Source organism: Enterobacter sp. RIT637, assembly GCF_019718755.1.
Taxonomy (GTDB): Bacteria; Pseudomonadota; Gammaproteobacteria; order Enterobacterales; family Enterobacteriaceae; genus Enterobacter.
The window spans coordinates 35595-59084 of the sequence record NZ_JAIHAZ010000012.1; the positions used below are offsets into that span (position 1 = coordinate 35595).

The 23490-nt window shown below is 51.6% G+C and carries 24 protein-coding genes and 1 tRNA gene; 17 read left to right on the forward strand and 8 right to left on the reverse strand.

Translation table 11 applies throughout. The features are described from left to right. The first annotated feature begins 32 nt into the window (after positions 1-32). From nlpA to K5E19_RS16625, 6 genes are all read left to right on the forward strand, one after another. A complete protein-coding gene (gene nlpA, locus K5E19_RS16600) occupies positions 33-833 on the forward strand; it encodes a lipoprotein NlpA (protein WP_221552157.1) in 801 nt (266 codons plus the stop codon). A 95-nt stretch (positions 834-928) separates the two neighbouring features. Continuing rightward, positions 929-1708 (forward strand): MBL fold metallo-hydrolase, encoded by a 780-nt coding sequence (locus K5E19_RS16605; RefSeq protein WP_221552159.1) that lies wholly within the window; start codon positions 929-931, stop codon positions 1706-1708. Positions 1709-1733: 25 nt separating this feature from the next. After that, positions 1734-2687 (forward strand): GlxA family transcriptional regulator, encoded by a 954-nt coding sequence (locus K5E19_RS16610; protein WP_221552162.1) that lies wholly within the window; start codon positions 1734-1736, stop codon positions 2685-2687. A 111-nt stretch (positions 2688-2798) separates the two neighbouring features. Next, complete coding sequence (locus tag K5E19_RS16615) at positions 2799-3047, forward strand: hypothetical protein (protein WP_221552164.1); 249 nt, start codon at positions 2799-2801, stop codon at positions 3045-3047. A gap of 199 nt (positions 3048-3246) precedes the next feature. Next, on the forward strand, positions 3247-3702 hold the full coding sequence (locus tag K5E19_RS16620) for a hypothetical protein (protein ID WP_221552167.1): 456 nt from the start codon (positions 3247-3249) through the stop codon (positions 3700-3702). A gap of 90 nt (positions 3703-3792) precedes the next feature. Further along, positions 3793-4023: a hypothetical protein gene (locus K5E19_RS16625; protein WP_221552169.1), complete on the forward strand. Its 231-nt coding sequence runs from the start codon at positions 3793-3795 to the stop codon at positions 4021-4023. Positions 4024-4063: 40 nt separating this feature from the next. On the opposite strand, the gene K5E19_RS16630 is transcribed toward K5E19_RS16625, so the two are convergent. From K5E19_RS16630 to K5E19_RS16645, 4 genes are all read right to left on the reverse strand, one after another. Then, positions 4064-5152: an AAA family ATPase gene (locus K5E19_RS16630; RefSeq protein ID WP_221552172.1), complete on the reverse strand. Its 1089-nt coding sequence runs from the start codon at positions 5150-5152 to the stop codon at positions 4064-4066. Positions 5153-5298: 146 nt separating this feature from the next. Further along, the gene (locus K5E19_RS16635; RefSeq protein WP_221552175.1) at positions 5299-6258 is read right to left on the reverse strand and encodes a DUF523 and DUF1722 domain-containing protein; all 960 of its coding nucleotides are present in this window, start codon (positions 6256-6258) and stop codon (positions 5299-5301) included. A 103-nt stretch (positions 6259-6361) separates the two neighbouring features. Beyond that, a complete protein-coding gene (uraH, locus tag K5E19_RS16640) occupies positions 6362-6772 on the reverse strand; it encodes a hydroxyisourate hydrolase (RefSeq protein ID WP_042714413.1) in 411 nt (136 codons plus the stop codon). A gap of 99 nt (positions 6773-6871) precedes the next feature. Next, positions 6872-7597, reverse strand: coding sequence for a MerR family transcriptional regulator (locus tag K5E19_RS16645; RefSeq protein WP_221552177.1), 726 nt, complete (start codon positions 7595-7597; stop codon positions 6872-6874). 117 nt (positions 7598-7714) lie between these two features. Here K5E19_RS16645 and K5E19_RS16650 point away from each other — a divergent pair, with 117 nt between their 5' ends. The 6 genes from K5E19_RS16650 to K5E19_RS16675 all read left to right on the forward strand — a co-directional run bounded on the left by K5E19_RS16650 (position 7715) and on the right by K5E19_RS16675 (position 11370). Further along, positions 7715-8239 (forward strand): lipocalin family protein, encoded by a 525-nt coding sequence (locus K5E19_RS16650; protein WP_221552179.1) that lies wholly within the window; start codon positions 7715-7717, stop codon positions 8237-8239. Positions 8240-8317: 78 nt separating this feature from the next. After that, positions 8318-9316, forward strand: a complete 999-nt coding sequence (locus K5E19_RS16655; RefSeq protein ID WP_221552181.1) for a class I SAM-dependent methyltransferase — start codon at positions 8318-8320, stop codon at positions 9314-9316. A gap of 102 nt (positions 9317-9418) precedes the next feature. Continuing rightward, on the forward strand, positions 9419-9862 hold the full coding sequence (locus tag K5E19_RS16660) for an acetyltransferase (RefSeq protein ID WP_221552184.1): 444 nt from the start codon (positions 9419-9421) through the stop codon (positions 9860-9862). Positions 9863-9989: 127 nt separating this feature from the next. Next, positions 9990-10532 (forward strand): type IV secretion protein Rhs, encoded by a 543-nt coding sequence (locus tag K5E19_RS16665; protein WP_221552186.1) that lies wholly within the window; start codon positions 9990-9992, stop codon positions 10530-10532. Beyond that, entirely contained in the window at positions 10529-10876 is a 348-nt protein-coding gene (locus K5E19_RS16670) for a putative T6SS immunity periplasmic lipoprotein (protein ID WP_311775521.1), read from the forward strand. Before K5E19_RS16665 ends, K5E19_RS16670 begins: the two co-directional genes overlap by 4 nt. Before the next feature lie 11 nt (positions 10877-10887). Beyond that, positions 10888-11370 carry a type VI secretion system tube protein TssD gene (locus K5E19_RS16675; RefSeq protein WP_221552187.1) on the forward strand — a complete coding sequence of 161 codons (483 nt, stop codon included), beginning with the start codon at positions 10888-10890 and terminating at the stop codon, positions 11368-11370. A 629-nt stretch (positions 11371-11999) separates the two neighbouring features. On the opposite strand, the gene K5E19_RS16680 is transcribed toward K5E19_RS16675, so the two are convergent. Then, a complete protein-coding gene (locus tag K5E19_RS16680) occupies positions 12000-12341 on the reverse strand; it encodes a SymE family type I addiction module toxin (RefSeq protein ID WP_221552245.1) in 342 nt (113 codons plus the stop codon). A gap of 128 nt (positions 12342-12469) precedes the next feature. Here K5E19_RS16680 and K5E19_RS16685 point away from each other — a divergent pair, with 128 nt between their 5' ends. From K5E19_RS16685 to K5E19_RS16695, 3 genes are all read left to right on the forward strand, one after another. Continuing rightward, positions 12470-12631 (forward strand): YlcI/YnfO family protein, encoded by a 162-nt coding sequence (locus K5E19_RS16685; RefSeq protein WP_221552188.1) that lies wholly within the window; start codon positions 12470-12472, stop codon positions 12629-12631. Between the two features lie 182 nt (positions 12632-12813). After that, a complete protein-coding gene (locus tag K5E19_RS16690) occupies positions 12814-13554 on the forward strand; it encodes a hypothetical protein (protein WP_221552189.1) in 741 nt (246 codons plus the stop codon). Then, positions 13551-15836 carry a DEAD/DEAH box helicase gene (locus K5E19_RS16695; protein WP_221552190.1) on the forward strand — a complete coding sequence of 762 codons (2286 nt, stop codon included), beginning with the start codon at positions 13551-13553 and terminating at the stop codon, positions 15834-15836. Before K5E19_RS16690 ends, K5E19_RS16695 begins: the two co-directional genes overlap by 4 nt. A 64-nt stretch (positions 15837-15900) precedes the next feature. On the opposite strand, the gene K5E19_RS16700 is transcribed toward K5E19_RS16695, so the two are convergent. Beyond that, positions 15901-15995, reverse strand: a tRNA-Sec gene (locus tag K5E19_RS16700). Positions 15996-16284: 289 nt separating this feature from the next. Between K5E19_RS16700 and K5E19_RS16705 the strand changes: the two genes are divergently transcribed. Next, complete coding sequence (locus K5E19_RS16705; protein ID WP_221552191.1) at positions 16285-17676, forward strand: glycoside-pentoside-hexuronide family transporter; 1392 nt, start codon at positions 16285-16287, stop codon at positions 17674-17676. 12 nt (positions 17677-17688) lie between these two features. Further along, a complete protein-coding gene (gene yicI, locus K5E19_RS16710) occupies positions 17689-20007 on the forward strand; it encodes an alpha-xylosidase (RefSeq protein ID WP_221552192.1) in 2319 nt (772 codons plus the stop codon). A gap of 142 nt (positions 20008-20149) precedes the next feature. On the opposite strand, the gene K5E19_RS16715 is transcribed toward yicI, so the two are convergent. Together K5E19_RS16715 and xanP are read right to left on the reverse strand one after the other, a co-directional pair. After that, on the reverse strand, positions 20150-21838 hold the full coding sequence (locus tag K5E19_RS16715) for an AsmA family protein (RefSeq protein WP_221552193.1): 1689 nt from the start codon (positions 21836-21838) through the stop codon (positions 20150-20152). 119 nt (positions 21839-21957) lie between these two features. Then, complete coding sequence (xanP, locus tag K5E19_RS16720) at positions 21958-23349, reverse strand: xanthine/proton symporter XanP (RefSeq protein WP_014881972.1); 1392 nt, start codon at positions 23347-23349, stop codon at positions 21958-21960. Positions 23350-23490 lie beyond the last annotated feature (141 nt).

Here is a 23490-nt window from a genome sequence, read left to right on the forward strand (position 1 = left end):
TCTTCAAAACGTTTAACAAAAGGAACTGTCTCGTGAAACTTCGACTGGGTGCGCTTCTCCTGACTGGCCTGCTGCTCGCGGGCTGTGACCAAAACAGCAATGATGCCAAACACATTAAGGTCGGCGTGATTAACGGTGCCGAGCAGGACGTGGCGGAGGTCGGTAAAAAGGTGGCAAAAGAGAAATACGGTCTGGACGTGGAGCTGGTGGGCTTTAGCGGATCGCTGCTGCCCAACGACGCCACTAACCAGGGGGAGCTGGATGCCAACGTCTTCCAGCACCGCCCGTTCCTCGCAGAAGATAACAAGGCGCACGGCTACAAGCTGGTGGCCGTTGCAAACACCTTCGTCTTCCCGATGGCTGGCTATTCCCGCAAGATCAAATCGGTGAATGAACTGAAAGACGGCGCAACTATTGCCATTCCAAACGACCCAACCAACCTCGGTCGCGCGCTGCTGCTGCTGCAAAAAGAGAAGCTGATTGCCCTGAAGCCGGACGTTGGCCTGCTGCCGACGGCGCTGGATATCACCGCCAACCCTAAAAATCTGAAGATTATGGAGCTTGAAGGCGCGCAGCTGCCGCGCGTGCTGGATGATCCGAAGGTGGATGTCGCCATTATTAGTACCACCTACCTCCAGCAAACCGGCCTGTCGCCGGTTCATGACAGCGTCTTCATTGAAGATAAAAATTCGCCGTATGTGAACATTGTCGTGACGCGTGAGGACAAGAAAGATGCGGAAAACGTGAAGGAATTCATACAGTCGTATCAGTCGCCTGAGGTGGCAAAAGCGGCCGAAACGATTTTCAACGGCGGCGCGGTGCCAGGCTGGTAAGTTTGGCCCAATTCCATCGATGATCGCCCTTTAACCCACATCGTAACGCGTGGTCGCGGGCTATTCTCCTTATCACACCCACCGGAGGATAGCCCATGAACATTACTCAGATTCGCAATGCCACTCAGCTGATTACCTACGCGGGAAAACGTTTTTTAGTTGATCCCATGCTCGCGCCGAAAGGTGCTTATCCGGGGTTCCCCGGTACGGCACGTGCGGATATACGTAACCCGACCGTTGACCTACCTGTTGAGGTTACTACGCTGCTCGATGCCGACGCGGTGATTGTCACCCACACGCACGACGATCACTGGGATCAAACCGCCATTGCGCTGATCGCCAAAGACAAGCCGATCTACGTACAAAACGACAGCGACGCCGCGCTGCTGCGCAGTCAGGGATTTACCCACCTGACGGTGATGACCGAAGAGACCGCATTTGATGACGTAAGCATCGTGAAAACCCACGGCGGCCAGCACGGTACTGACCGCGCTTATGCCGTGCCGGACCTGGCGGAGCGCCTGGGCGAGGCCTGCGGCGTCGTCTTCCGTCATCCTGACGAAAAGACGCTTTATCTCGCCGGGGATACCATCTGGCGTGAAGAGGTGGCGGCCGACATGCAAAAGCATCAGCCGGATGTGGTGGTACTGAACGCCGGCTACGCGCATGTGATTGGTTTTGGCCCCATTATCATGGGCGAGCAGGATGTGCTGAACGTGCATTTTCTGTTGCCTGAGGCGCAGATTGTGGCGACCCATATGGAGGCCATCAACCACTGTCTGCTGACCCGCAGCGCGCTGCGTGAATACGCCGAAGCCAACCAGTTTAGCGATGCGTTGAGCATTCCCCAGGATGGTGAAAGCGTTATATTCTGAGCACCACAAAGGGAAGGAGAGAGTGATGTCACTATTACATGTTGCCATTGTCGCGGTGGACGGGTTTAGCCCATTCCACTACTCCGTTCCCTGCATTTTGTTTGGCGATACGGTATCGGGCGAAAAGCGCTTTAATGTCACGATCTGCGCCGAAACGCCGGGTTTTCTCACCTCAAAAGACGGGTTCGCCCTCAATGCCACGCAGGATTACACCGCCATTGGTCAGGCCGATATAGTCGTCGTTCCATACTGGCAGCACGTCCTTGAACGCCCGCCTCAGTCGCTGCTCGACAGCCTGGTACAGGCAAGAGACAACGGGGCGGAAATCGTCGGGCTGTGTCTTGGGTCGTTTGTGCTGGCCTATGCGGGCATCCTCGACGGCAAACGTGCGGCCACCCACTGGGAGTTCGAGCGCCAGTTTCAGTCGCTCTTCCCAAACGTCCGGCTGGATATCAACGCCCTCTACGTGGATGACGGCAATATCATCACTTCCGCAGGCACGGCCGCCGCGCTGGACTGCTGCCTGTATATCATTCGCCAGCGGTTTGGCAGCGTCGTCGCCAACCAGATTGCCCGGCGGATGATTGTGCCGCCGCACCGCGAGGGCGGTCAGGCGCAGTTCATTGCCCAGCCAGTGCCAAAGGATACCCGCGACGCGCGGATTAACTTTCTGATTGACTATCTCCAGCAGCACATCACCGAACCGCATAATCTGGACTCGCTGGCGGAAGTCGTCTCGATGAGCCGGCGCACGCTGACGCGTCATTTTGTTAAAGCCACGGGGATGAGCGTTGCCGACTGGCTTACCGCCGAGCGCCTGCGGCGCAGCCAGATCCTGCTTGAAGCCGGCAATATGCCGATTGAGCGCGTGGCCGAGCTGGTGGGGTTTAACTCTGCTGTCACCTGGCGACAGCAGTTTAAAGCGCGTTTTGGGGTCAGCCCGGCGGAGTGGCGGAAGACGTTTCGTCTGCAGAACTAGCGTGCAAGTTCTGTCATAACGACAGGTTAAGAAATTCGAGTATTCAGGAACCTACAGAAACTAGTGGTTACAGTCCTTCACCAGTTTGCCGCATTCAGATAGAGGAAAATAATGATTACTACAAAGGTAAAATTATTCTTATTACTGGCCGCTGTTTGGATAGCAGGAATATTTGCCACGCTTTTATTTGGACGTTTGTTGATTGCCCTGGTCAGCTTCTTTTTCATTGGACAATTTGATTTTCCAATCAGCGATCTTGTTGAAGCTATTACCCTTGCCATTAGTGGTGGGATCCTCATTGGAGGAATACAGTGCATTATGGCGAAGGAAAAGAACCGATCCGAAGACCCACCCAGGTAAGTTGGGTATGAAGAGATTGAGCTACCCCAGCCGATACTAAGCAGGGTGAGGAGCCTGATACAGGAGAGCACATAGCGGAAGAAGAAAATGTGTGGCGTACGAAGTCTCAACCAAACAAACCTGATGCCGATAAGATACTTTCTTACCTGTCGAAGAACAGATAGGTATATTGAATGAGGCGGCAAAAAGGACTCATGAAATGATTTATGTATTATTAGGAATTGCATTTTTCGCTTTTGTAGTTGGAACGGTCGTGTTTCTTCGCTTTAGTAAAGTGACGGGAAGAAGCGTCCAGTCACCTTTTACCTCTATGATTTTCTTTGATGCGCTCTTTTTTGGGCTGGGCAGTAAGCGAGACATGAATATCGCAGCATGTTCGTTTATCGTCTTTTTACTAAGCGTATGGGGATTAACTTATTTAAAATTAAGCGCACATTTTTGGGGGAGTCGAGAAAGCTATTTTGGTCTCGGGATTGCCGGGATTTTCTTTCTAATTATGCACTGTCGCTATTGCGCAAAAAATGTCGTTATCAAAAATGATGGGCTTGCACCCATGAGAGAATTGACAAGTATTAGGTTGTCCAGCCTCACTAGCCCCTTTTTATGGTTAAGTCGGGCCGGGTATCTGGGGTTCTTTATCGGAATGATACGTTGAAGCGAAATAGGGATAAAGAGAGAGTCTCAATCTCGACGTACTGCCAAACGAAATATCAATATCACGAAAGCGATTGTGGTAGTTATAGAAATGATGATTAATCCTCGATTAAAACTTTTCCTGTTACTGGTATTACTCTGGGTATCAGGCCTCTTTATCACCATGGCTGGTGGCCGTCTGCTAATTGCAGCGGCCTCCTATCTCTTCCTTAATGATTTTGATTTCAAGTGGAGCGACTTGATTACTGCGCTCAAAATCTCTGTAGGCGGAGGGTTCATCATTGGAGGGGGGCAGTCCCTGCAGGTGAAAGAGAAAAAATGAAAATTTCATTTTATTGGGCTTCAAAGGAAGAGAATGCGGCTTACCCCAGCCTCTCCACCCGCGTCTCCCCCTCCACCATCGACAGCTGATACAGTGAAAACGAACGATGTTTCTCAATTAAATTCGCCAGCTCCGGCGAGTGGCTGGTCAGCCAAATCTGCGAGTAGCGACTGGCCTCGGCAATCAGGCTCGCCAGCGCGGGCAGCATCTGCGGATGCAGGCTGTTTTCCGGTTCGTTCAACGCGATAAACGCCGGTGGGCGCGGGCTGAGCAAGGCTACCGCCAGGCACAGAAAACGCAGAGTGCCGTCGGAGAACTCCGCCGGTTCCAGCGGTCTGCTCAGCCCCTCGCGCTGCATCATCATGCGAAAACGTCCGCCGGTGTTGTCGCTGTAAAACACGCAGCCGGGGAAGGCCTGGTCGAGAATGCGCTTCAGCAGCAGTTCGTCGCCAATTTCGACGATGGTCTGAAACGCCGCCGCCAGGTTTGCGCCGTCGCTCGCCAGCACCGGGGAGCGGAAACCAACCTGAGGCGCGCGCATGGCCGAGCCGATTGATACAGAAAACTCATGGTAAAAGCGCCAGTTACGCAGCGACTCGCGCATCTGCGACACTTCCGGGTAAAGATGCGGCTCGCCAAGCTGGCCGAACACCGATTCATTCTCATACAGCGTGCCGCTGTGGGTGACTTTTTCGTGATGCACGTTGTTCAGAAATACGGCCTGATTTTTACGCTTCATCAGCTGTGACGAAGGCCGACGGTGCTGGCCGCTCAGCCAGATGGACTCTTCTTTGATCACCGGATCGAGTTGAAACTGTGAGGGGTAAGGCAGTTTTTCGACAAAGCCTACCTGCAGCTCGTATTCGTAGGTTTCTGTTTCAACGGCCAAATTCATCCGCCGCAGCTGGTCGCTGCGGGTTTTGCCTGCCCAGAACACTTTTAAAATCCCACCCTCGTTCGCCAGTGCCTGCGAAAACTGCCCCTGCGCGGCGCTGTGCATCAGGTGGATCGCCTTATAGATATTGGATTTTCCGGTGCCGTTTGGGCCAAAGACGATGTTGAGCTGTTCCAGCTCCAGCGACATTTCGCGAATCGAGCGGTAGTTTTGAATGTGCAGGGTGGTGATCACAGGCAGTCCCTTTTTTGCGTAACAATCCTGTATATAATTACAGTCTTTTGTGTGGAATGCAAAAAAGAGACGACAGTGAGGATGTCGTCTAAACGGGGTACTGCTTTGGGCCTCTATGGGTCAATTGGGCCTTCGCATTTTTATCATCAGGTTACTGCCAGACGCAGACCCAAATCATCAGGATAGGGATCAAAGTAGTTTTGCGTCATCAGATACCGGTCAGGGTATTCGGCCATGTAGTGTTTCAGCAGCGTCAGCGGCGCGAGGATGGGCAGCAGCCCGTCGCGATAGTGCAGGATCACATCGCGCAGTTCGACGCGCTGGCGGCTGTTCAGCTGGTTACGGAAATAGCCCTGAATATGCATCAGCACGTTGGTGTGGTTTTTCCGCGAGGCGGGTTTTTTCAGGATCGCCATCAGCTTTTCGCGGTACGCCACGAAGAAGGCGTCCAGATCTTCCCACTCGTGCAGCGACGCAACGAACGGGCCGATCTCGCGGTAGCCCGCCTGATGGTGCGCCAGCAGCTGCAATTTATAGCGGCTGTGGAAATCCAGCAGCCCACGGCGCGTCAGACCTTTAGCGCGCAGCGTGTTCAGCTCGTGCAGGGCAAATACCCGTTCGATAAAGTTTTCCCGCAGCACTGGGTCATGCAGCCGACCGTCTTCCTCCACGGGCAGCCACGGATAGGTTTCAAGAAGGGCAGCGGTGAACAGCCCGACACCCTCCTTGCGGCCCCGGTTGCCGTTTTCATCATACAGCCGCACGCGTTCCATGCCGCAGCTTGGCGATTTCGCACAGACGATAAATCCCGACAGATCGCCGATTTTTGGCAGATAGTCCACCGTAAAGTCGGCCATTTTCTGCGTAATGTCATCATGAGGCGGCTTGCTGAAGCGCAGCTGCGTTTCGCCGCTGTCCGCCAGCGTCAGGCGTATGGCCGGGCGTGGCGTCGGCAGGCCAATCGCCATTTCCGGGCAAACGGGCCTGAAGCTCACCCACTGGGCCAGTTCATCCATGACAAAGCCCATACGCTTGTGGCCGCCGTCGAAGCGAACGGCAGACCCGGTCAAACATCCGCTAATACCGAGCACAGGTTTCGTTGTCATGGTGTGGTCCTCCCGTTCTTCTCTTTTAAAACTTACACAACATGGCTAATTTGTCCAAGTATTAGCGGAATTATTTTTTATTTCCCTTTAAAATCAATGCGACTTAACTGCCCTTGTAAGTTGAATAACCGTACTGGCTCAGCAAGAGAGGGATGTGCAGCTTTTCGTTGGTGCGGGTGACGGTGAACAGCACCGGGATCTCCGGGAAGAAGGAATCCAGCTTCTTCCCGTGGAAGTAATCGGCGGTTTTAAACGTCACTTTATAGACGCCGGGCTGCATATCCTGATCCTGCGGATAAAGCGATTTGATGCGGCCGTCATGGTCGGTTTTGCCGCTGGCAATTGGGGTCCATTTGTCCTGCTGCTGTTTTTCCAGCGTGACGGTGACGTCCGACGGCGGCATCCCGGTTTGCTGGTCGAGAATGTGTACGCTCAGCGTGCCGGCAGGGGCGCTAAAGGCGGCTGGGGCAAAGGCCAGGGTGGTCAGCATCAGCAGAGAGGCAGTTTTTTTCATTGTGTTTTCCTGTGGAGTTGTCAGTCACAGGAAAACGTTAGCATTTGTGGCGCGGGAAAATATTCAACTTTTCGTGAACATTCCCGCAGGAGAAAATGATTAGAGCATAATCACTTCAAGCGATACCTGCTGCTGCCACTGTTCCACCTGCTTTTTGCGCGCGGCGGTGAGTTTACCGCGCGTGACCAGAAGCCAGTGGCGGTCCGGGAAAATCTCCGGAGCCAGCGTGGCGGGCGGCGTGGGTAAAATATCAATACGGTGACCTTGTCCGGTGCGTGTTAAGGCTTCGAGCCAGACTTCGCACGGGTCATTCAGGTACCAGCCGCTGAGCAGGATGTTGTCGCCCGGCGCTTTTTTATCGCCTTCCAGGCAAAACGAGGTGTAGGCGATGATGATGCCGTCGAGGATCTCGCGCAGGGTCATGGCGGCGGCGACGTTTGCCGATATCTGACTGCGCAGCGGGCGCAGCACGTTCGCAACCAGTTCTGGTCTGGGGTACTCGCGACCGGCATCGTAAATCATCTGGCGCAGGGACTCGATTTTGCCGTCCTGCAGGCGCTGTAACATGCTCTGCTGCAGCGTGAGCCAGTTGTTGGTCAGGCGCGACGTGGGTCGCTCCAGCAGCGGTTTGACCTGACCAATCGGGACGCCTTTTTTTACCCAGTCGAGGATTTTTAGCGCCTGCTGGACGTCCTCATCGCTGTACTGGCGGTGGCCGCCCTCCGTGCGCTGAGGCTTGAGTAAGCCGTAGCGCCGCTGCCAGGCCCGCAGCGTAGTGGCGGTGATCCCGCTGAGTCTGGCGAATTCGCCGATGGAGTAAGCCATGTCCGTGTCCAGAGTTGAGGAATACTCTCAATATACTACGAATTTTCGCGGACGGGATGAAGCGCCGCCGCGGTGCACTACACTTAATTTCCAATCGTGCAAATGAAAGGAATTCTCATGAAGCTATGGCCTGTTGTGACCGGTGTTGCCATTGCCCTGACGCTGGTCGCCTGTAAATCCCCCACGCCGCCGAAGGGCGTGCAGCCGATTTCTGGTTTTGACGCCAGCCGCTATCTCGGCAAATGGTACGAAGTCGCCCGCCTGGAAAACCGCTTTGAACGCGGCCTGGAGCAGGTTACCGCCACCTACGGCAAGCGCAGCGACGGCGGGATCAGCGTGCTTAACCGCGGCTACGACCCGGTGAAGAACAAGTGGAACGAGAGCGAGGGTAAAGCCTACTTTACCGGCGAACCTACCACGGCTGCGCTGAAGGTGTCGTTCTTCGGCCCGTTCTACGGCGGGTATAACGTGATCAAACTCGACGATAAGTATCAGTACGCGCTGGTCAGCGGCCCGAACCGCGACTACCTGTGGATCCTGTCGCGCACGCCAACCATCCCGGATGCGGTGAAGCAGGATTACCTGAATACCGCGCGCGGTCTGGGCTTCCGAACCGATCAATTGGTGTGGGTGAAGCAATGAAGATCGTGCTTTCTTCGTAGGGTATTACTGGCCCGCCTGGATAGACTTCCGTTAAAAGCCTAACGGAGGGAAGACGACATGAACTGGCAGCCTTTTCGCGGCGATGCACCGGAAAATATGACGATTTTCAGTGCGTCCTTCCCCGACGTCAGCGATCGGTGGCCGATGAAAGGCGATGCCGTCCGGGAGATAAATGCCCTCGATCGGGCACTGAAAGCCGATCCGGCACTCCGCCCTCCGTTTGTTGAGTGGGAAGAGGGCGGCCAGGCGGTGCTTGTCCCGCAGAACCGTTATTCCGAACAGGCCTTTCGCAACCGCCCGGCGCTCACCGCGTGGCGCACCCGGCTGGTGCCCTCCGCGCTGGCGCTGTTTGTGGTGCAAAACCCGCTGGAAGACCGCCTGCCCGACGGCACAAAAATGGACAGCGACAGCCGCCAGTGGTTTATCCACGCCAATGATGCCATCGGCGTGCGCTCCCGCGCCCGCGTGCTGGCCGCGCTGGTGGAGAAGTACATTCACAACGAAAGTGAAAATAACTGGGTCAGCCTCGCGAGCGGCGCCGCCATCCCGGTGCTGGAGGCGCTGCGCGAAGCCAGGCTCGACGGCCAGCAGGTCTATCTCACGCTGGTAGACAAAGACCCGGTGGCGCTCAGCTGGGCCGAAACCATGGCGGCGCAGGAAGGGATTGTGGTGGGTGAACAGCTGACGCTGCTCAGGCGCAACCTGCTCCATACGCTGGTGCGTAACGAGGACCTGCTGCTTGAGCTGGGCGAGCATCAGGCCGAACTGGTCGACGCGCTGGGGATCTTCGAATACTTCAACGATACCGATGCGGTGATTTTTCTCCAGCGCGCCCTGCGGCTGGTCAAACCCGGCGGGGCGGTGATTGTGTCGAACATGCTCACCAGCAGCCCGCAAATTGACTTTGTGCTGCGGGGTATCGGCTGGGAGGATATTTACCCGAGGTCGTTACAGCAGCTGCAGGATATCCACCTCGCGGCGGGCGTACCGGTGGAAAACGTCACCGTGGTGGTGCCGAAGGACGGGGTGTATGCGGTGATGGAGATTAGGGTTTAGCTCGATCTGTTCCCTCTCCCTGAGGGAGAGGGTTAGGGTGAGGTGGGAACAGGGCGCACGGAGTTACTTGAATTAACGTCCTAAACCGCACATGATCCCCCCATGAAAATAGAAACCGCACTCCCCACACACTTCGAACGTCTGGTCGCGATCTGGGAATCCTCCGTTCGCGCCACCCATCACTTTTTACAGGAAAGCGATATTGCGGCGCTGCGCCCGCTATTGCTCAACGCCTATCTGCCTAACCTCAAGGTCGTGTTAGCTCGCGATGACGCAGGCGTTATTCACGGCTTTTTAGGCGTGGATGAAAACCGCATTGAAATGCTGTTTGTGGACGACGCGAGCCGTGGGAAGGGCGTCGGGAAACTACTGCTGCAATACGCCATCGCAGAGTTCGGCGCGAACGAGGTGGACGTGAATGAGCAGAACCCGCAGGGCGTCGCGTTTTATCGCCATATGGGGTTTGAGCAGGTCGGACGCTCGGAACTGGACGGGCAGGGGAATCCGTTTCCGTTGCTGCATATGCGGTTGGGTGAGTATAAATAATCAGTAGATAATTTAAAACGTTACCGTAATTTCTGAGGAATATAATTACACCCTTATCATTCATTAAAAAAATAATTGTATTAAGTTACGGTGATATTAATATTGCTCTCGTAAAAGGAGAGTGCAGATGAGTGATGGAATAAAAATTGGCGGAGTACGACTGCTAACACTCGGTGAAATCAATCTTGCCAAAACGCTTTATGGTTTAAGTATTCGTTATAATGAAGTGTGGATTCATCGGGGAAGTTATTTGCCCTTCAATATACAGAACTTCAGAACCGCAATGACGCCAAATGGTGAGATTTACTTTATGGAAGGCACGTATGAAAACGACTTTTCCATGTCCCATCAAAGAATGTCTCGTATCGTCGGAGCACATCTTTTTCTGCATGAAATGATGCATGTCTGGCAGCATCAGCACGGTATGATGGTACGCCTTCGTGGAGCTTTCTCCTGGGCTGTCGACTATTCCTACCATTTAGATAAAGATCATTTGCTCGATTACGGTCTCGAGCAACAAGCCTCTATCGTCAGTGATTTCTGGCTGCTTAATACCTATGGATTTGATCCCCGCAGCAACCTGCATAAACTCATTGATTACGACCCATCGGAAGAAAAGCAGGATCTCCTCAGGCGGTATGAAGCTATTTTAGGGGACTTTCCACAGTGAAACTAAAAATTCTAGTCATTCCGATTATCTCAATGCTGACCGGTTGTCCTGGTGAAAATCTTAATATTCCTGAGCAGCGAGCGGTCATGATAAATGGAAATCATATTTGTTTTAGTGTTGACGAAAAAGAGATAATGAATGGATATTCTGTTTCGTCTGTGCAACACGGCGAATATAAAGAGCTTGCTACCGCTGAATTTGAAAACCGTTCATATCCTGATAGTTGTATTGATATTGCCTTGCCAGCTGGCTATGCCTATGAAATCTCTTATACCTTGAATGAGCGAAATTATTATTATCCATTTTTTAAAGATAATGATGGCAGAGTCATAAATTATCATTGAGAGGAAAATCAATGTCATTACCCGCATATATGTTTCTTTATGATGAAAATGGAAACCCGATCAAAGGCAGCTGCAACGTTTCGGGCAGAGAAGGCGCGATTGAGATCCTTAACAGCAATTACCACATACATCAGGTTTGCAGCGCCAGCACAGGCAATCTTATGGGGGCCAGAGAACATGGGGCATTCACAATCCATAAGCAGATCGACAAAACGTCCCCTTACTTTGCTGATGCCTTATGTCAAAGCAAAAGGCTACAGAAAGCGGTTATCCATTACTACGATGTGAACGAAGCAGGATTGGAATTCGAGGTTTACCGCATAACGTTGGATAGTATCGTGATTATGTCCGTCGATGCTGCCCATACCTGGGTTCCAGGGGCGCCTGGCCACAATATGATGGAAAGCATCGGGATCCGTTATCGCGGTATCGAGTGGTTTTATCTGGAGGGACACATTAAATATGAGGATCACTGGAATAAGGTGCCTCAGTGATGCCGTAGTTAAGATGGACCCCTCTCCCTATAGGGAGGGGTCTAAATGAGTTAGTTAGCGTACTGAACTTAATAATTGTAAAGAGCAGTTATGGTCTTTTTGATAAAAGAATGTAGAAGCCTACGATTGTAATAAAAATCCATATTAAATTCATTGCGGTTTTTTCTGGTAGCCATGTTACGGCAAACAAGGCAAAAATAATGACACATAGTAATGGCACTAAGCCTCGAAGAATGAAGAGAACTTGTTCTTTTAACCAGAGCTTAATACTATTCATTATAGTCCACTTTTAGAATGGCCATCTCAAATATTCTCATGATTTTTACTTCTTCTTTTTATATGGTGCCTTGTTCAAAATAAAAATTATCCGTCGATGTTGGTCTCACTAAAATCTTAATATACGAAGCGAAATTAAAATGTGACTGGACTTGCAAAGCCTCCAACAATAAATTCGATAAAACATTAACAATTAGTGCAATGAATATTTTCTATCTATCAATAGATAGAAAGAATGTGCTAAAGCTTATTGAAAAATAAAAAGAGGATTTCATGTAGGGAGACATCTCATATGTCGCCTCCCTCTTTTTAAAGATTAACCCAACTCACTTGTAGTATGCCAGAAACAGCCGCTAAGCTAGGACGTTTGTATTTGATTTTGCGAGGCGCTTTCCAGCATGCGGAATTTGGATCGCTGCAAGCGCGTTCTCTATCTCAATAAGCTTTGCTTTCGTCCGTTTATAATCATCCTGCAACCTCTGCTCCTGCTCGTTATACGCCACCTGAACGATGCACCCTTTCATGACCTTTACCGTGACCTGCTGTCCGGTATCAAAGCCCGCTGCGCGCAGCCACTTGCCGGAAAGAATGATTTTCGGCGTGGATTTGTCGAAAACATTCGGGCGGTATCCCACAATTAACGAACGCTCGGTTCCGGATTGGTCGGTGTCTGAGGTAGAATGCGAATCAGCAATAATCAACTCCTTGATAGTTGGTGAGGTTAGACGCCCTTTAGTGCTCCAACACTGCTGGGCGTTGTCAGAATTCTAAATCCATGTGGTAGGTACCACATGCAGATAAATTAACCGAAGTGGTACCTACCATGCAAGAAAAAAAGAAACCAAATTTTGACCGCACTAAGAGCACGATGAAGAACATTCGGTTTGAGGATGAGCTTTTAGAAAAGATTGAGAAGGCCGCGGGGAAAGGGAATTTTAGTAAGTGGGTGAAGGAAGCTTGTAAATTAAGGCTCAACAAGCAATAGAGTATACATCTATAACTGTTATGAATAAGTCTTTTGAGTGAAGTGCTGTTTATTTAAACAGCATTGTTACTTACCTCTAATCGTTGTAGATTAATCAAATCAAAATTAATTCTTTCTTTCAGAATAATATTTTTTTCAGTTAGACAGTTATTCATTATTTCAAAGAATAAGGGCTGATTTATATGAATAATAAAAATATTGTTAGAACACAAGATGATGTTGATTGGGGATGTTACTATGATGAATTAACCAGCGCTGAAGTAATGGTGAAAATATGTGTAATAAGAATAAAAACCATAAATAAAATTGCAGAAGAATTAACGAAAATAGTTTTGGATAAATCATGGATGATGGATTTGGATGCTCGTACACAAAGATGTTATAGGTATACTGTAGAGGAAACTTCGAAATTATTAGTTGATATATTCAACAAAATAAAAGCTCAATCTTCATCTGAAAAGGATATTGGCGTTGAATTTGGTGAGATAATGGTTTCAATGGGAGCGTCAAGGGCATTAAATAAACTTTTCAATCATGTTTCTCTTCCAATAGCAGAGCTTTGGAAACCTCAAAAAAAACAGAATGAAGGATTTGATTTTCATACAGTTTGTCCTAAAAATATGGTCAATTTTGGTGAGGCAAAGTATTCAGGTATTTCTAATCCCCATGGTGATGCTTTAACACAAATTATTGATTTTATAAATGTAGAAAAACATCTAAGAGATGTACTTCATTTGGAAAATTTGGCTGGGGAAGAAGCTTGTGACAACCTAGACAACGAGTCTTTCGGTGTGGTTGCTGCATTTTCTATAAACTCTGAAAACTATGATCTTATTATTAAAAATGCTTTAGAAAGTGTGAAGCAAAAAAATCTCTTAAGTAAGTGCAGGGTAGTATATCTTGTGGGGGTGATTTGTAAATGAAAACAGCAATTCTGAAGATAAAAGAAGATGTAAATCCCAGCGAGAGTATTGAATCTTTGCTTCTGCAGCTACATACAAAAGGTCCAATAGACAACAAATTATTAGAAAAGTTAACCTATTATAAATTATTCCATCAAAAAGATTTTTCTTTCTATGAAGATAGGATAGTTTTGGAGTTAGGGTTGTTTTATAAAAATACTAAACCAGATGATTTGTTTTCATTTATATTGTCAGGAATCGGAAGAACAAACCACAGTCTTTTTAAGGAATACTTAACGCCTGTCCAGGCTAGTATAAGATTAGCGATTCAAGAAGAAAAATATGTTTCTATTTCCGCGCCAACAAGTGCTGGAAAATCATTCTCTGTAAAAGACTACATTGAAGAATTAAAAGGGGATGTTGTTATAATTGTTCCTTCGAGGGCCTTAATTGCTGAATATATAAATAATCTCAGGGATAAATTTGGAAAATCAAAAAATATAATGATATCCTCTTTTGCTGACATAATATTCAACAACAGAATAGGTCTGCGACACATTTTTATTTTAACCCCTGAAAGAGCAAGAGATTTATTCCCAATCCGCAATAAGTTAAGAATAGACTTATTTTTCTTTGATGAAGCACAAGTCTGTGAAGAAAAGGAAAGAGGAGTTACATTTGATGCTCTGGTAAGAAGAATAAAGTCAAATTTTGAAAATGCGAAATTGGTTTTTGCCCATCCATTTGTTGAAAATCCTAATGCACAAATGCAAAAACATGGATTGGATCTCAGCAAGTCTTACTCACACGCTTATCCGCATAATACTGTTGGGAAAGTTTTTGTTTTTAAACATTCGAATGAGAAAGATTATTACTTCTCTCCTTATATAAAAAAAGGACATTTACTTAATAAAGCTGTTCCTTTCGATGGTTCATTCGAAGATTTTGCTTTTGATGGTTCAAAATCAGTACTAATATATGTATCGAAAGCTTCATTATACAATGGTCATTTCAAAAAGGATTTTGAAAAGTTTATAAATCGCTTTAATGCTATCTCTAATAAAAAAGCTCTAAATATTATATCTAAAGTTGAAGAGTTATTGGGCGCTAATAACCACGGTCATAAATCAACCTTAGTTGATCTTCTTAAAATTGGTGTCGTGATTCATCATGGTTCAGTTCCATTGGAAGTAAGATTTCTTATTGAGGATTTTATCAGGAGCGGTTATGCAAAAATCTGTTTTGCTACAAGCACATTAGCTCAAGGTATAAATATGCCGTTTGATATTATTTGGCTAGTGAACATGCGAATCCAGGCTGATAATGATAAAGAGCGAGGATTAGCATTTAAAAATCTAATAGGACGAAGTGGCAGGTTAACAAAAGAAAATGTATTCGACTATGGTTATGTTTATACAAAAAGCCCAGAGTTGCTTGCTCAGAGAATAACTTCAATATTTAAAATGAGTGAGAATTCAATTTTGGAAAATGTTTTAGATGATCCCACTCATGACATGAATGAGTTTGTTTCTTCAATTTTTGATGGTTCATTTGATGAAAATTATAATCTTCCAGTTTCAAGAATAAATAGAATATCTGGAGTGGACGTTATTTTTTGTATTAAAGAGGCATTAGGTATCATATTTGAAAATGCTGATGGCAGTTCTCTTAAAGGTGAACGCAATAAAATAAAAAGAGAGATAGTTCGTTCAAATCTAAAGTTTGTTTTTGAGTCTTATATCGGCAGGGATTTATTGAAAGGAGAGAGTAACGTCTTTGATAATGCAATAACAATACTCTTTTACCTTATCCAAGGTAAATCTTTTAAGGAAATCGTTGGGATGAGATATAGCTACGCTTCTAATCGTGATGAAAATAGAAATGGTGATGCTCCATTTATACAACCAGCGAGTAAAATCCCCGATATTAATTTAGAAAATGCATATTCAATGTTCAATAATATTAAAGCTAAGAATGTAAGTTATGATCGAATTGTATTCGACACGTATGACTATTTAGATACTGTAATCTCATTTTCACTCACGGATGCGTTTATGGGAGCATTCCGCGTTTATTATGAAAAGACTAAAGATAATAATGCCATGAAAATAATGGGGTTGCTTAAATATGGAACATTAAATCCTATTCATACTTTATTACTTAGATATGGTTTTTCTCCTGAAGATATTGATTTAGTCGAAGAACATATTAAATATATTAGTGAGGATGATATTGTTTTTAATAAAGTAGAAAATATCCCTATTGACATACAAGATAAGATTTCGTGGTATCTACCTGAATAACATGGCGAAGTTTTACGATATAAAGTTTGTGAATAAAGGATAAAATTATCTGAGTAGAAATTTTTGGCGGAAGATCACAGGAGTCGAACCTGCCCGGGAACGCTGGCGTCCCCAACTGGATTTGAAGTCCAGCCACCTCACCGGAGATGACGATCTTCCGCGCCTCGATTGCTACATGGAGGCGGGGCGCATTATAGCTACTTTCAGACATTTACCACATACCCCACACCACTTTTTTCACCTCTCTTTTGACCTGTACACCCCTGTTTCAGTTAATTCCTAAGAAAATCCTCATGTTAGCCCACCGTGCTCTCAACATTTACCGCGATCACAAAAAACAAGAAACGTAATCTGCTAACCAGAAAACGCAATACCCGCCTTTGAAACAATGGTTTAAAACCAATGCAACCGGTCTCAGCGCCCCCTACAGCGTGAAGGATAAAAAAAGATGAGCGAAGTATTGTCAGTAAAAGAGAAGATTGGCTACGGCATGGGAGACGCTGCCAGCCACATCATTTTTGATAACGTCATGTTGTACATGATGTTTTTCTACACCGATATTTTCGGCATTCCCGCCGGGTTTGTCGGCACCATGTTCCTGCTGGCGCGCGCGCTGGATGCGATTTCCGACCCGTGCATGGGCCTGATTGCCGACCGCACCCGCAGCCGCTGGGGCAAGTTCCGTCCGTGGATTTTGTTCGGCGCTATCCCGTTCGGCATCGTCTGCGTGCTGGCCTACACCACGCCGGACCTCAGCCTCAACGGCAAAATGATATACGCCGCCGTTACCTACACCCTGCTGACCCTGCTCTATACCGTGGTCAATATTCCGTACTGCGCGCTGGGCGGCGTGATCACCAACGACCCGACGCAGCGTATCTCCCTTCAGTCCTGGCGCTTTGTGCTGGCGACCGCGGGCGGCATGCTCTCCACGGTGCTGATGATGCCGCTGGTGAACTTGATTGGCGGCGACGATAAGGCGTTCGGCTTCCAGGGCGGCATCGCCGTGCTGTCGGTAGTCGCGTTCCTGATGCTGGCGTTCTGCTTCTTTACCACCAAAGAGCGCATCCAGGTGCCGCCGAGCACCACCTCCATGCGGGAAGACCTGCGCGACATCTGGCACAACGACCAGTGGCGCATCGTTGGCGTGCTCACCATCCTCAACATCCTCGCCGTCTGCGTGCGCGGCGGCGCGATGATGTACTACTGCACCTGGATCATGGGCTCGCCGGAGGTGTTCGTCGCGTTCCTCACCACCTACTGCGTCGGCAACCTGATTGGCTCCGCGCTGGCGAAACCGCTCACCGACTGGAAGTGCAAGGTCAGCATCTTCTGGTGGACCAACGCTGCGCTGGCGGTGGTCAGCGTGGCGATGTTCTTCGTCCCGATGCACGCCACCGTGCTGATGTTCGCCTTTATCTTCGTCATCGGCGTGCTGCACCAGCTGGTGACGCCGATTCAGTGGGTGATGATGTCCGATACCGTCGACTACGGCGAATGGACCAACGGCAAGCGCCTGACCGGCATAAGCTTTGCGGGCACGCTGTTCGTGCTGAAGCTCGGCCTGGCGCTGGGCGGGGCGATGATCGGCTGGATGCTGGCAGGCGGCGGCTACGATGCGGCAGCCAAAACCCAGAACAGCGCGACCATCAGCATCATTATCGGCCTGTTTACCCTGGCCCCGGCGGTCTGCTACGTGCTGAGCGCCATCATCGCCAAACGCTACTACACGCTGAAAACCCCTTTCCTGACCAAAATCCTGGGCGAGCTGGCGCAGGGCGCGCGCCGCAACCAGCAGGAGTTTGAAAACCTGCCGGTCAGCAAAGAATTACAGAACTAAGAGGACGAGAGTATGAAAATCAGTGATGGAAACTGGCTTATTCAACCGGGACTGAACGTGACGTATCCGGTGCAGGTGTTCGACGTGGAGCAGCAGGGCAATGACCTGGTGGTGTTTGTTGCGCCGCGCGACGTGCGCGAACGCACCTGGCAGCTCGACACGTTGATGTTCACGGTGCGCCTGTTTGCCCCGCAGGAAGGGATTGTCGGGGTGCGCATTGAGCACTTCCAGGGCGCGCTGAATAACGGCCCACACTATCCGCTGAACGTTCTGAAAGACGTGAAGGTAGAGATTGAAAACAACGCCGAGTTTGCCGAGCTGAAAAGCGGCAGCGTCAGCGTGCGCGTTACCAAAGGCGAGTTCTGGGCGCTGGATTTCCTGCGTAATGGCCAGCGCATTACCGGCAGCCAGCTGAAAAACAACGGCTACGTGCAGGACAGCAACACCGACCGCAATTACGTGTTCGAACGGCTGGATCTGGGCGTGGGGGAAACGGTCTACGGTCTGGGCGAGCGCTTTACCGCGCTGGTGCGTAACGGTCAGACGGTCGAAACCTGGAACCGCGACGGCGGCACCAGCACCGAGCAGTCCTACAAAAATATCCCGTTCTACCTGACCAACCGCGGCTACGGCGTGCTGGTGAATCATCCGGAAAACGTCTCGTTTGAAGTTGGCTCCGAGAAGGTCTCCAAAGTGCAGTTCAGCGTGGAAGGAGAATATCTCGAGTACTTCGTGATCGACGGCCCGACGCCGAAAGAGGTGCTGAACCGCTATACGCAGTTCACCGGGCGTCCGGCGCTGCCGCCTGCCTGGTCGTTCGGCCTGTGGCTCACCACCTCGTTCACCACCAACTACGACGAAGCCACGGTGAACAGCTTTATCGACGGCATGGCCGAGCGCGACCTGCCGCTGCACGTGTTCCACTTCGACTGCTTCTGGATGAAGGCCTTCCAGTGGTGCGATTTCGAGTGGGACCCGGTGACCTTCCCGGATCCGGAAGGGATGATCCGACGCCTGAAAGAGAAAGGGCTGAAGGTCTGCGTGTGGATCAACCCGTACATCGGCCAGAAGTCGCCGATCTTCCGGGAGCTGAAAGAGAAGGGCTACCTGCTCAAGCGCCCGGACGGCTCCCTGTGGCAGTGGGACAAATGGCAGCCGGGGCTGGCGATTTACGACTTCACCAACCCGGAAGCGTGCCGGTGGTATGCCGACAAGCTGAAAGGCCTGGTGGAGATCGGCGTCGACTGCTTCAAGACCGACTTCGGCGAGCGTATCCCGACGGACGTGCAGTGGTTCGACGGGTCCGATCCGCAGAAGATGCACAACCACTATGCCTACATCTATAACGAGCTGGTGTGGAACGTGCTGAAAGAGACGGTGGGAGAAGAAGAGGCGGTGCTGTTTGCCCGTTCGGCGTCCGTAGGTGCACAGCAGTTCCCGGTGCACTGGGGCGGCGACTGCTACGCCAACTATGAATCGATGGCCGAAAGCCTGCGCGGCGGGCTGTCGATTGGCCTGTCCGGATTCGGGTTCTGGAGCCACGATATCGGCGGGTTCGAAAACACCGCTCCGGCGCACGTTTACAAACGCTGGTGCGCGTTCGGGCTGTTCTCCAGCCACAGCCGCCTGCACGGCAGCAAATCCTACCGCGTGCCGTGGGCGTACGATGACGAGTCCTGCGACGTGGTGCGCCACTTCACGCAGCTGAAGTGTCAGCTGATGCCGTATCTGTATCGTCAGGCGGCGCTGGCGCGCGAGTTCGGCACGCCGATGCTGCGGGCGATGATGCTGGAGTTCCCGGACGATCCGGCGTGCGATTATCTCGACCGTCAGTACATGCTGGGGGATTCGGTGATGGTTGCGCCGGTGTTCTCCGAAGCGGGGGACGTGCAGTTCTATCTGCCGGAAGGCTGCTGGACGCACCTGTGGCACAACGACGAAATTCTGGGCAGCCGCTGGCATAAGCAGCAGCACGATTTCATGAGCCTGCCGGTCTACGTGCGCGACAACACGCTGCTGGCGCTGGGTAGCAATAACCAGAAGCCGGACTACGCGTGGAACGCGGGGACGGCCTTCCAGCTGTTTAACCTGGACGACGGCGCAACGGCGGTGAGCGAAGTGCCTGCGGCGGACGGCTCCGTGGCGTTTACGCTGAAGGCGTCACGCCGGGGCGACACCGTGACCTTTACCGGCGCGGGAGACGCGCAAAACTGGTCGGTGTGCTTGCGCAACGTGCAGAAGGTGAGCGGCGTAGAAGGTGGTTCACACGCGGGCAGCGAGTGGGGTGTGGTGGTGAAAGCGGAGGGGGAAGTGGTGGTGGTTCACTTCTGAGCCGTAAAAATGCCCGGTGGCGCTTCGCTTACTGTGTCTACGATAATTGTGCGGTCTGATGCCCTCACCCTGACCCTCTCCCACAGGGAGAGGGAACCAAAACCTCGTAGGCCGGGTAAGGCGCAGCCGCCACCCGGCTTGTTTATTGCACTGGTGTTGAAACCACCCCGCCCGTCATCGTCTGCTGCACCTGCTGTTTATCCATATTCACCGCGTTCAGCTTGCCGTTCACCATCGGCTTCAACGGGGCATTCGCCTGCACGCTGCCGCTGGCGGTGAGCTGAATATTGCCGTCGCCCGTAATCGGTAGCGCAGGCCAGCCCCACTGTTGCAGCACGTTGAGCGGCACGCCGCGCCCGTTCAGGCTCACCGTGGTCTGCCGCTGCGGAAGCTGTGAAACCGTCGCCGTGGCTTCCAGAATACCTTTCTCGGTAAAGGCGCTCAGGTCGGTAATGTTCACCGTGGCGGCGTTGGCATTCAGCGCCAGCGACGGACGGCGCACGTCCACGCGGTTAAAGGTCGCCGCCGCGCCGTTCAGGGTTGCGCTGCCGCCCCAGACGCCCCACTGGCGATCTTTCGCCAGCTGAAGGTTTGCGCCATAGCCGTCCAGAGAGGTGATCTGCCACGGGAAGGTGGGATCGATGTCGATCACCAGATTGCGGCTCAGGCCGAATTTTTTCAGCGTCACGCTGTTCAGCCATTCCGGCAGGGGATCCATCCACAGCGTTTTCCAGTTGTCAGGCAGGGTGTACTCCAGCCCGGCGATGGCAACATCGTCCAGCACCAGCGCTTTACCGTCGCGCAGCCAGTTGCCGGAGGTGCGTACCATCCCGCCCTCCCAGCGGGAGGTGAACTGGCGCAGCGCGATACCCTGCGGGGAGAATTCCGCGTTCAGAATCGGGTCGAACAGATGCAGCGAGCCGTAGATAAACTCGCTGGCGTTCATGGACAGGCGGCCTTCCTGGCTCTGCCAGTCGCCTTTGCTGAGAGTCAGGTTGCGCAGGCTCAAATCAAGATCCGTCACCGCCCAGTCCGGCCCCTGCAGGCGCGCGTCTGTTACTTCCAGCCGACCAATCTGCAGGGAAGGGAGCGTGGTGATGGGAGCAAAGAAATCCATCAGCGATTTATCACTTTGCAGGCGGATTTCATTCAGACGCATGCTGTCGATAATCCAGCTGCCGTCAGCGTTACGCAGGGCGGAACCGGTGAGCGAGCCGCGCGCCATATCCGCGCCAATGGTGCTCAGCACCACCTCTTTACCGTTGAGCTGCCCCTGAATCAGGACGTTGCTGGCCGGGACGCCGTTCAGAGTGAGCGAGCCTGCGCTCATCTGAATCTGCGCGTTTTTGCCCAGCACGTTGCCCGCCTCAGGCTGCCACGGGCTGACGCCGCCCGTGACTTTCTGCGCGCTCAGGTCCCATTCCGTATTCGGGCTGTTAAAGGCCATGTTGTTTAGCTGCAAGCGGTCCGCCTGGAAAGGCAGCGGCGCGGTTTGCGGAGAGAGGTTCAGCGTGCCGTCGAACAGGGTAATGGTGTCCATATGCAGCGGATCGGTTACCTGACGGCTGCTCAGACCAATATCGACTTTTTTTGCTACCAGAGTGGCGGGTTTGCCGTCACGACCAAAGGTGACATTTTCCAGAATGAGGTGAGAAGGGGATGAAAAACGGTGATCCATCAGGTCAAAGTTGAGTTCGTAATCGGTATTTACCGTAACCCAATTGCTGACCTGCGACGCGCCCCAGCGGGTCTGAAGCAAAATATAAAATGCCAGCACTACCACAAGCAGAGCTAACAGAAGATAGATGATCAGCTTTCCAATAAATTTCATGGTCTTCCATCCCGCAAAACGCACATAAAGGAGTTATGCACGATTTATACGCAATGCTCAAGGCGGGAATGGTGTAATTAGATGTCACGGCAGGCATTGACTGCCTGCCGTGAGAGAAATCAATTTTTCTCAGGCGGGAAAACGAGGTTCAGAACGATAGCGGTGATACCGCCCGCGGCAATGCCGGAAGAGAGCAGGTTTTTCACCCAGTCAGGCGCAAACTGCAGGATCAGCGGCTGCTGGGAAACGCCCAGACCGACGGCCAGCGACAGCGCGATAATCATGATCGCGCGGCGGTTCAGCGGTTCGCGGGAGACGATACGCACGCCAGAGGCCGCGATAGTGCCGAACATCACCAGCGTCGCGCCGCCCAGCACAGGCTCAGGGATGTGCTGCACAAAGCCGCTCACTGCCGGGAACAGGCCGAGGACGATCAGCATCAGCGCCACCACAAACCCGACGTAGCGGCTGGCCACGCCGGTCAGCTGGATCACGCCGTTATTCTGACCGAAGCAGGAATTCGGGAAGGTGTTGAATACGGCAGAGACAAACGAGTTCAGGCCGTTCGCGAGCACACCGCCTTTCAGGCGCTTCATGTACAGCGGGCCGGACACCGGCTGCTCGGAGACGTCCGAAGTAGCGGTGATGTCCCCGATGGTCTCCAGAGAGGTGATCATAAAGACCAGCATCAGCGGCAGCAGCAGGCCCCAGTCAATGCCAAGACCGTAGTACAGCGGCGTAGGAACGGTGATCAGCGCGCTGTTGGTCGGCGCGGTGTTCTCCGGCAGCATGCCCAGCGCCCACGCCAGCAGGTAACCCGCCGCCATGGCGATCACCAGCGAGGCGACGCGCAGGTAAGGGTTACGCTGACGGTTAAGCAGAATAATGATCGCCAGCACGACACCCGCCAGCAGCAGGTTTTTCGGCGCGCCGAAGGTGTGGTCGCTCATTGCCGCATAGCCGCCGCCGATAGACGTCAGGCCCACCTGAATCAGCGACAGGCCGATGATCATGACGACCACGCCGGAAACGAGCGGGGTGATGACGCGGCGAGCCAGGTGCAGAACGCGGGAGATCACCATCTCCGTGCAGCTTGCCAGCATCAGCGTGCCGAACAGCGCCGCCATCATGGTCGGGACATCCGCACCGCCGGTTTTCAGCGCCGTACCGCCCATGATCAGCGGTGCCACGAAGTTAAAGCTGGTGCCCTGAATCGACAATAATCCCGACCCTACCGGACCCCAGGCTTTAATTTGAATAATAGAGGCGACGCCGGAGGCAAAAAGAGACATGCTGATAATGTGCTGCGTGTCCTGCGCCGGTAAACCGAGCGCCTGGCAAATCAGCAGCGCAGGGGTGATCACCGCAACAAACATCGCCAGAAGATGCTGGCAGGCGGCGAAAAGCGTTTGCGGCAGCGGCGGGCGGTCTTCAAGGCGGTAAATCAGTTCGCTATTTTGCTTCTGCGCAATCGGTTGCGCATCAGGCGACTCTATGGTGTTAACGGACATCGGCGGCAATCCCACGGTGGAAAAGCGGGCATTTTATCTGACCACCTGGTAAAAGCAAACGATTGCCAACAAAAAAAGACAAGAAAATCTGCCGCTGTGAGCAGGTTTTCTACAACCCATCGGAAAAAAAAATTACACTTT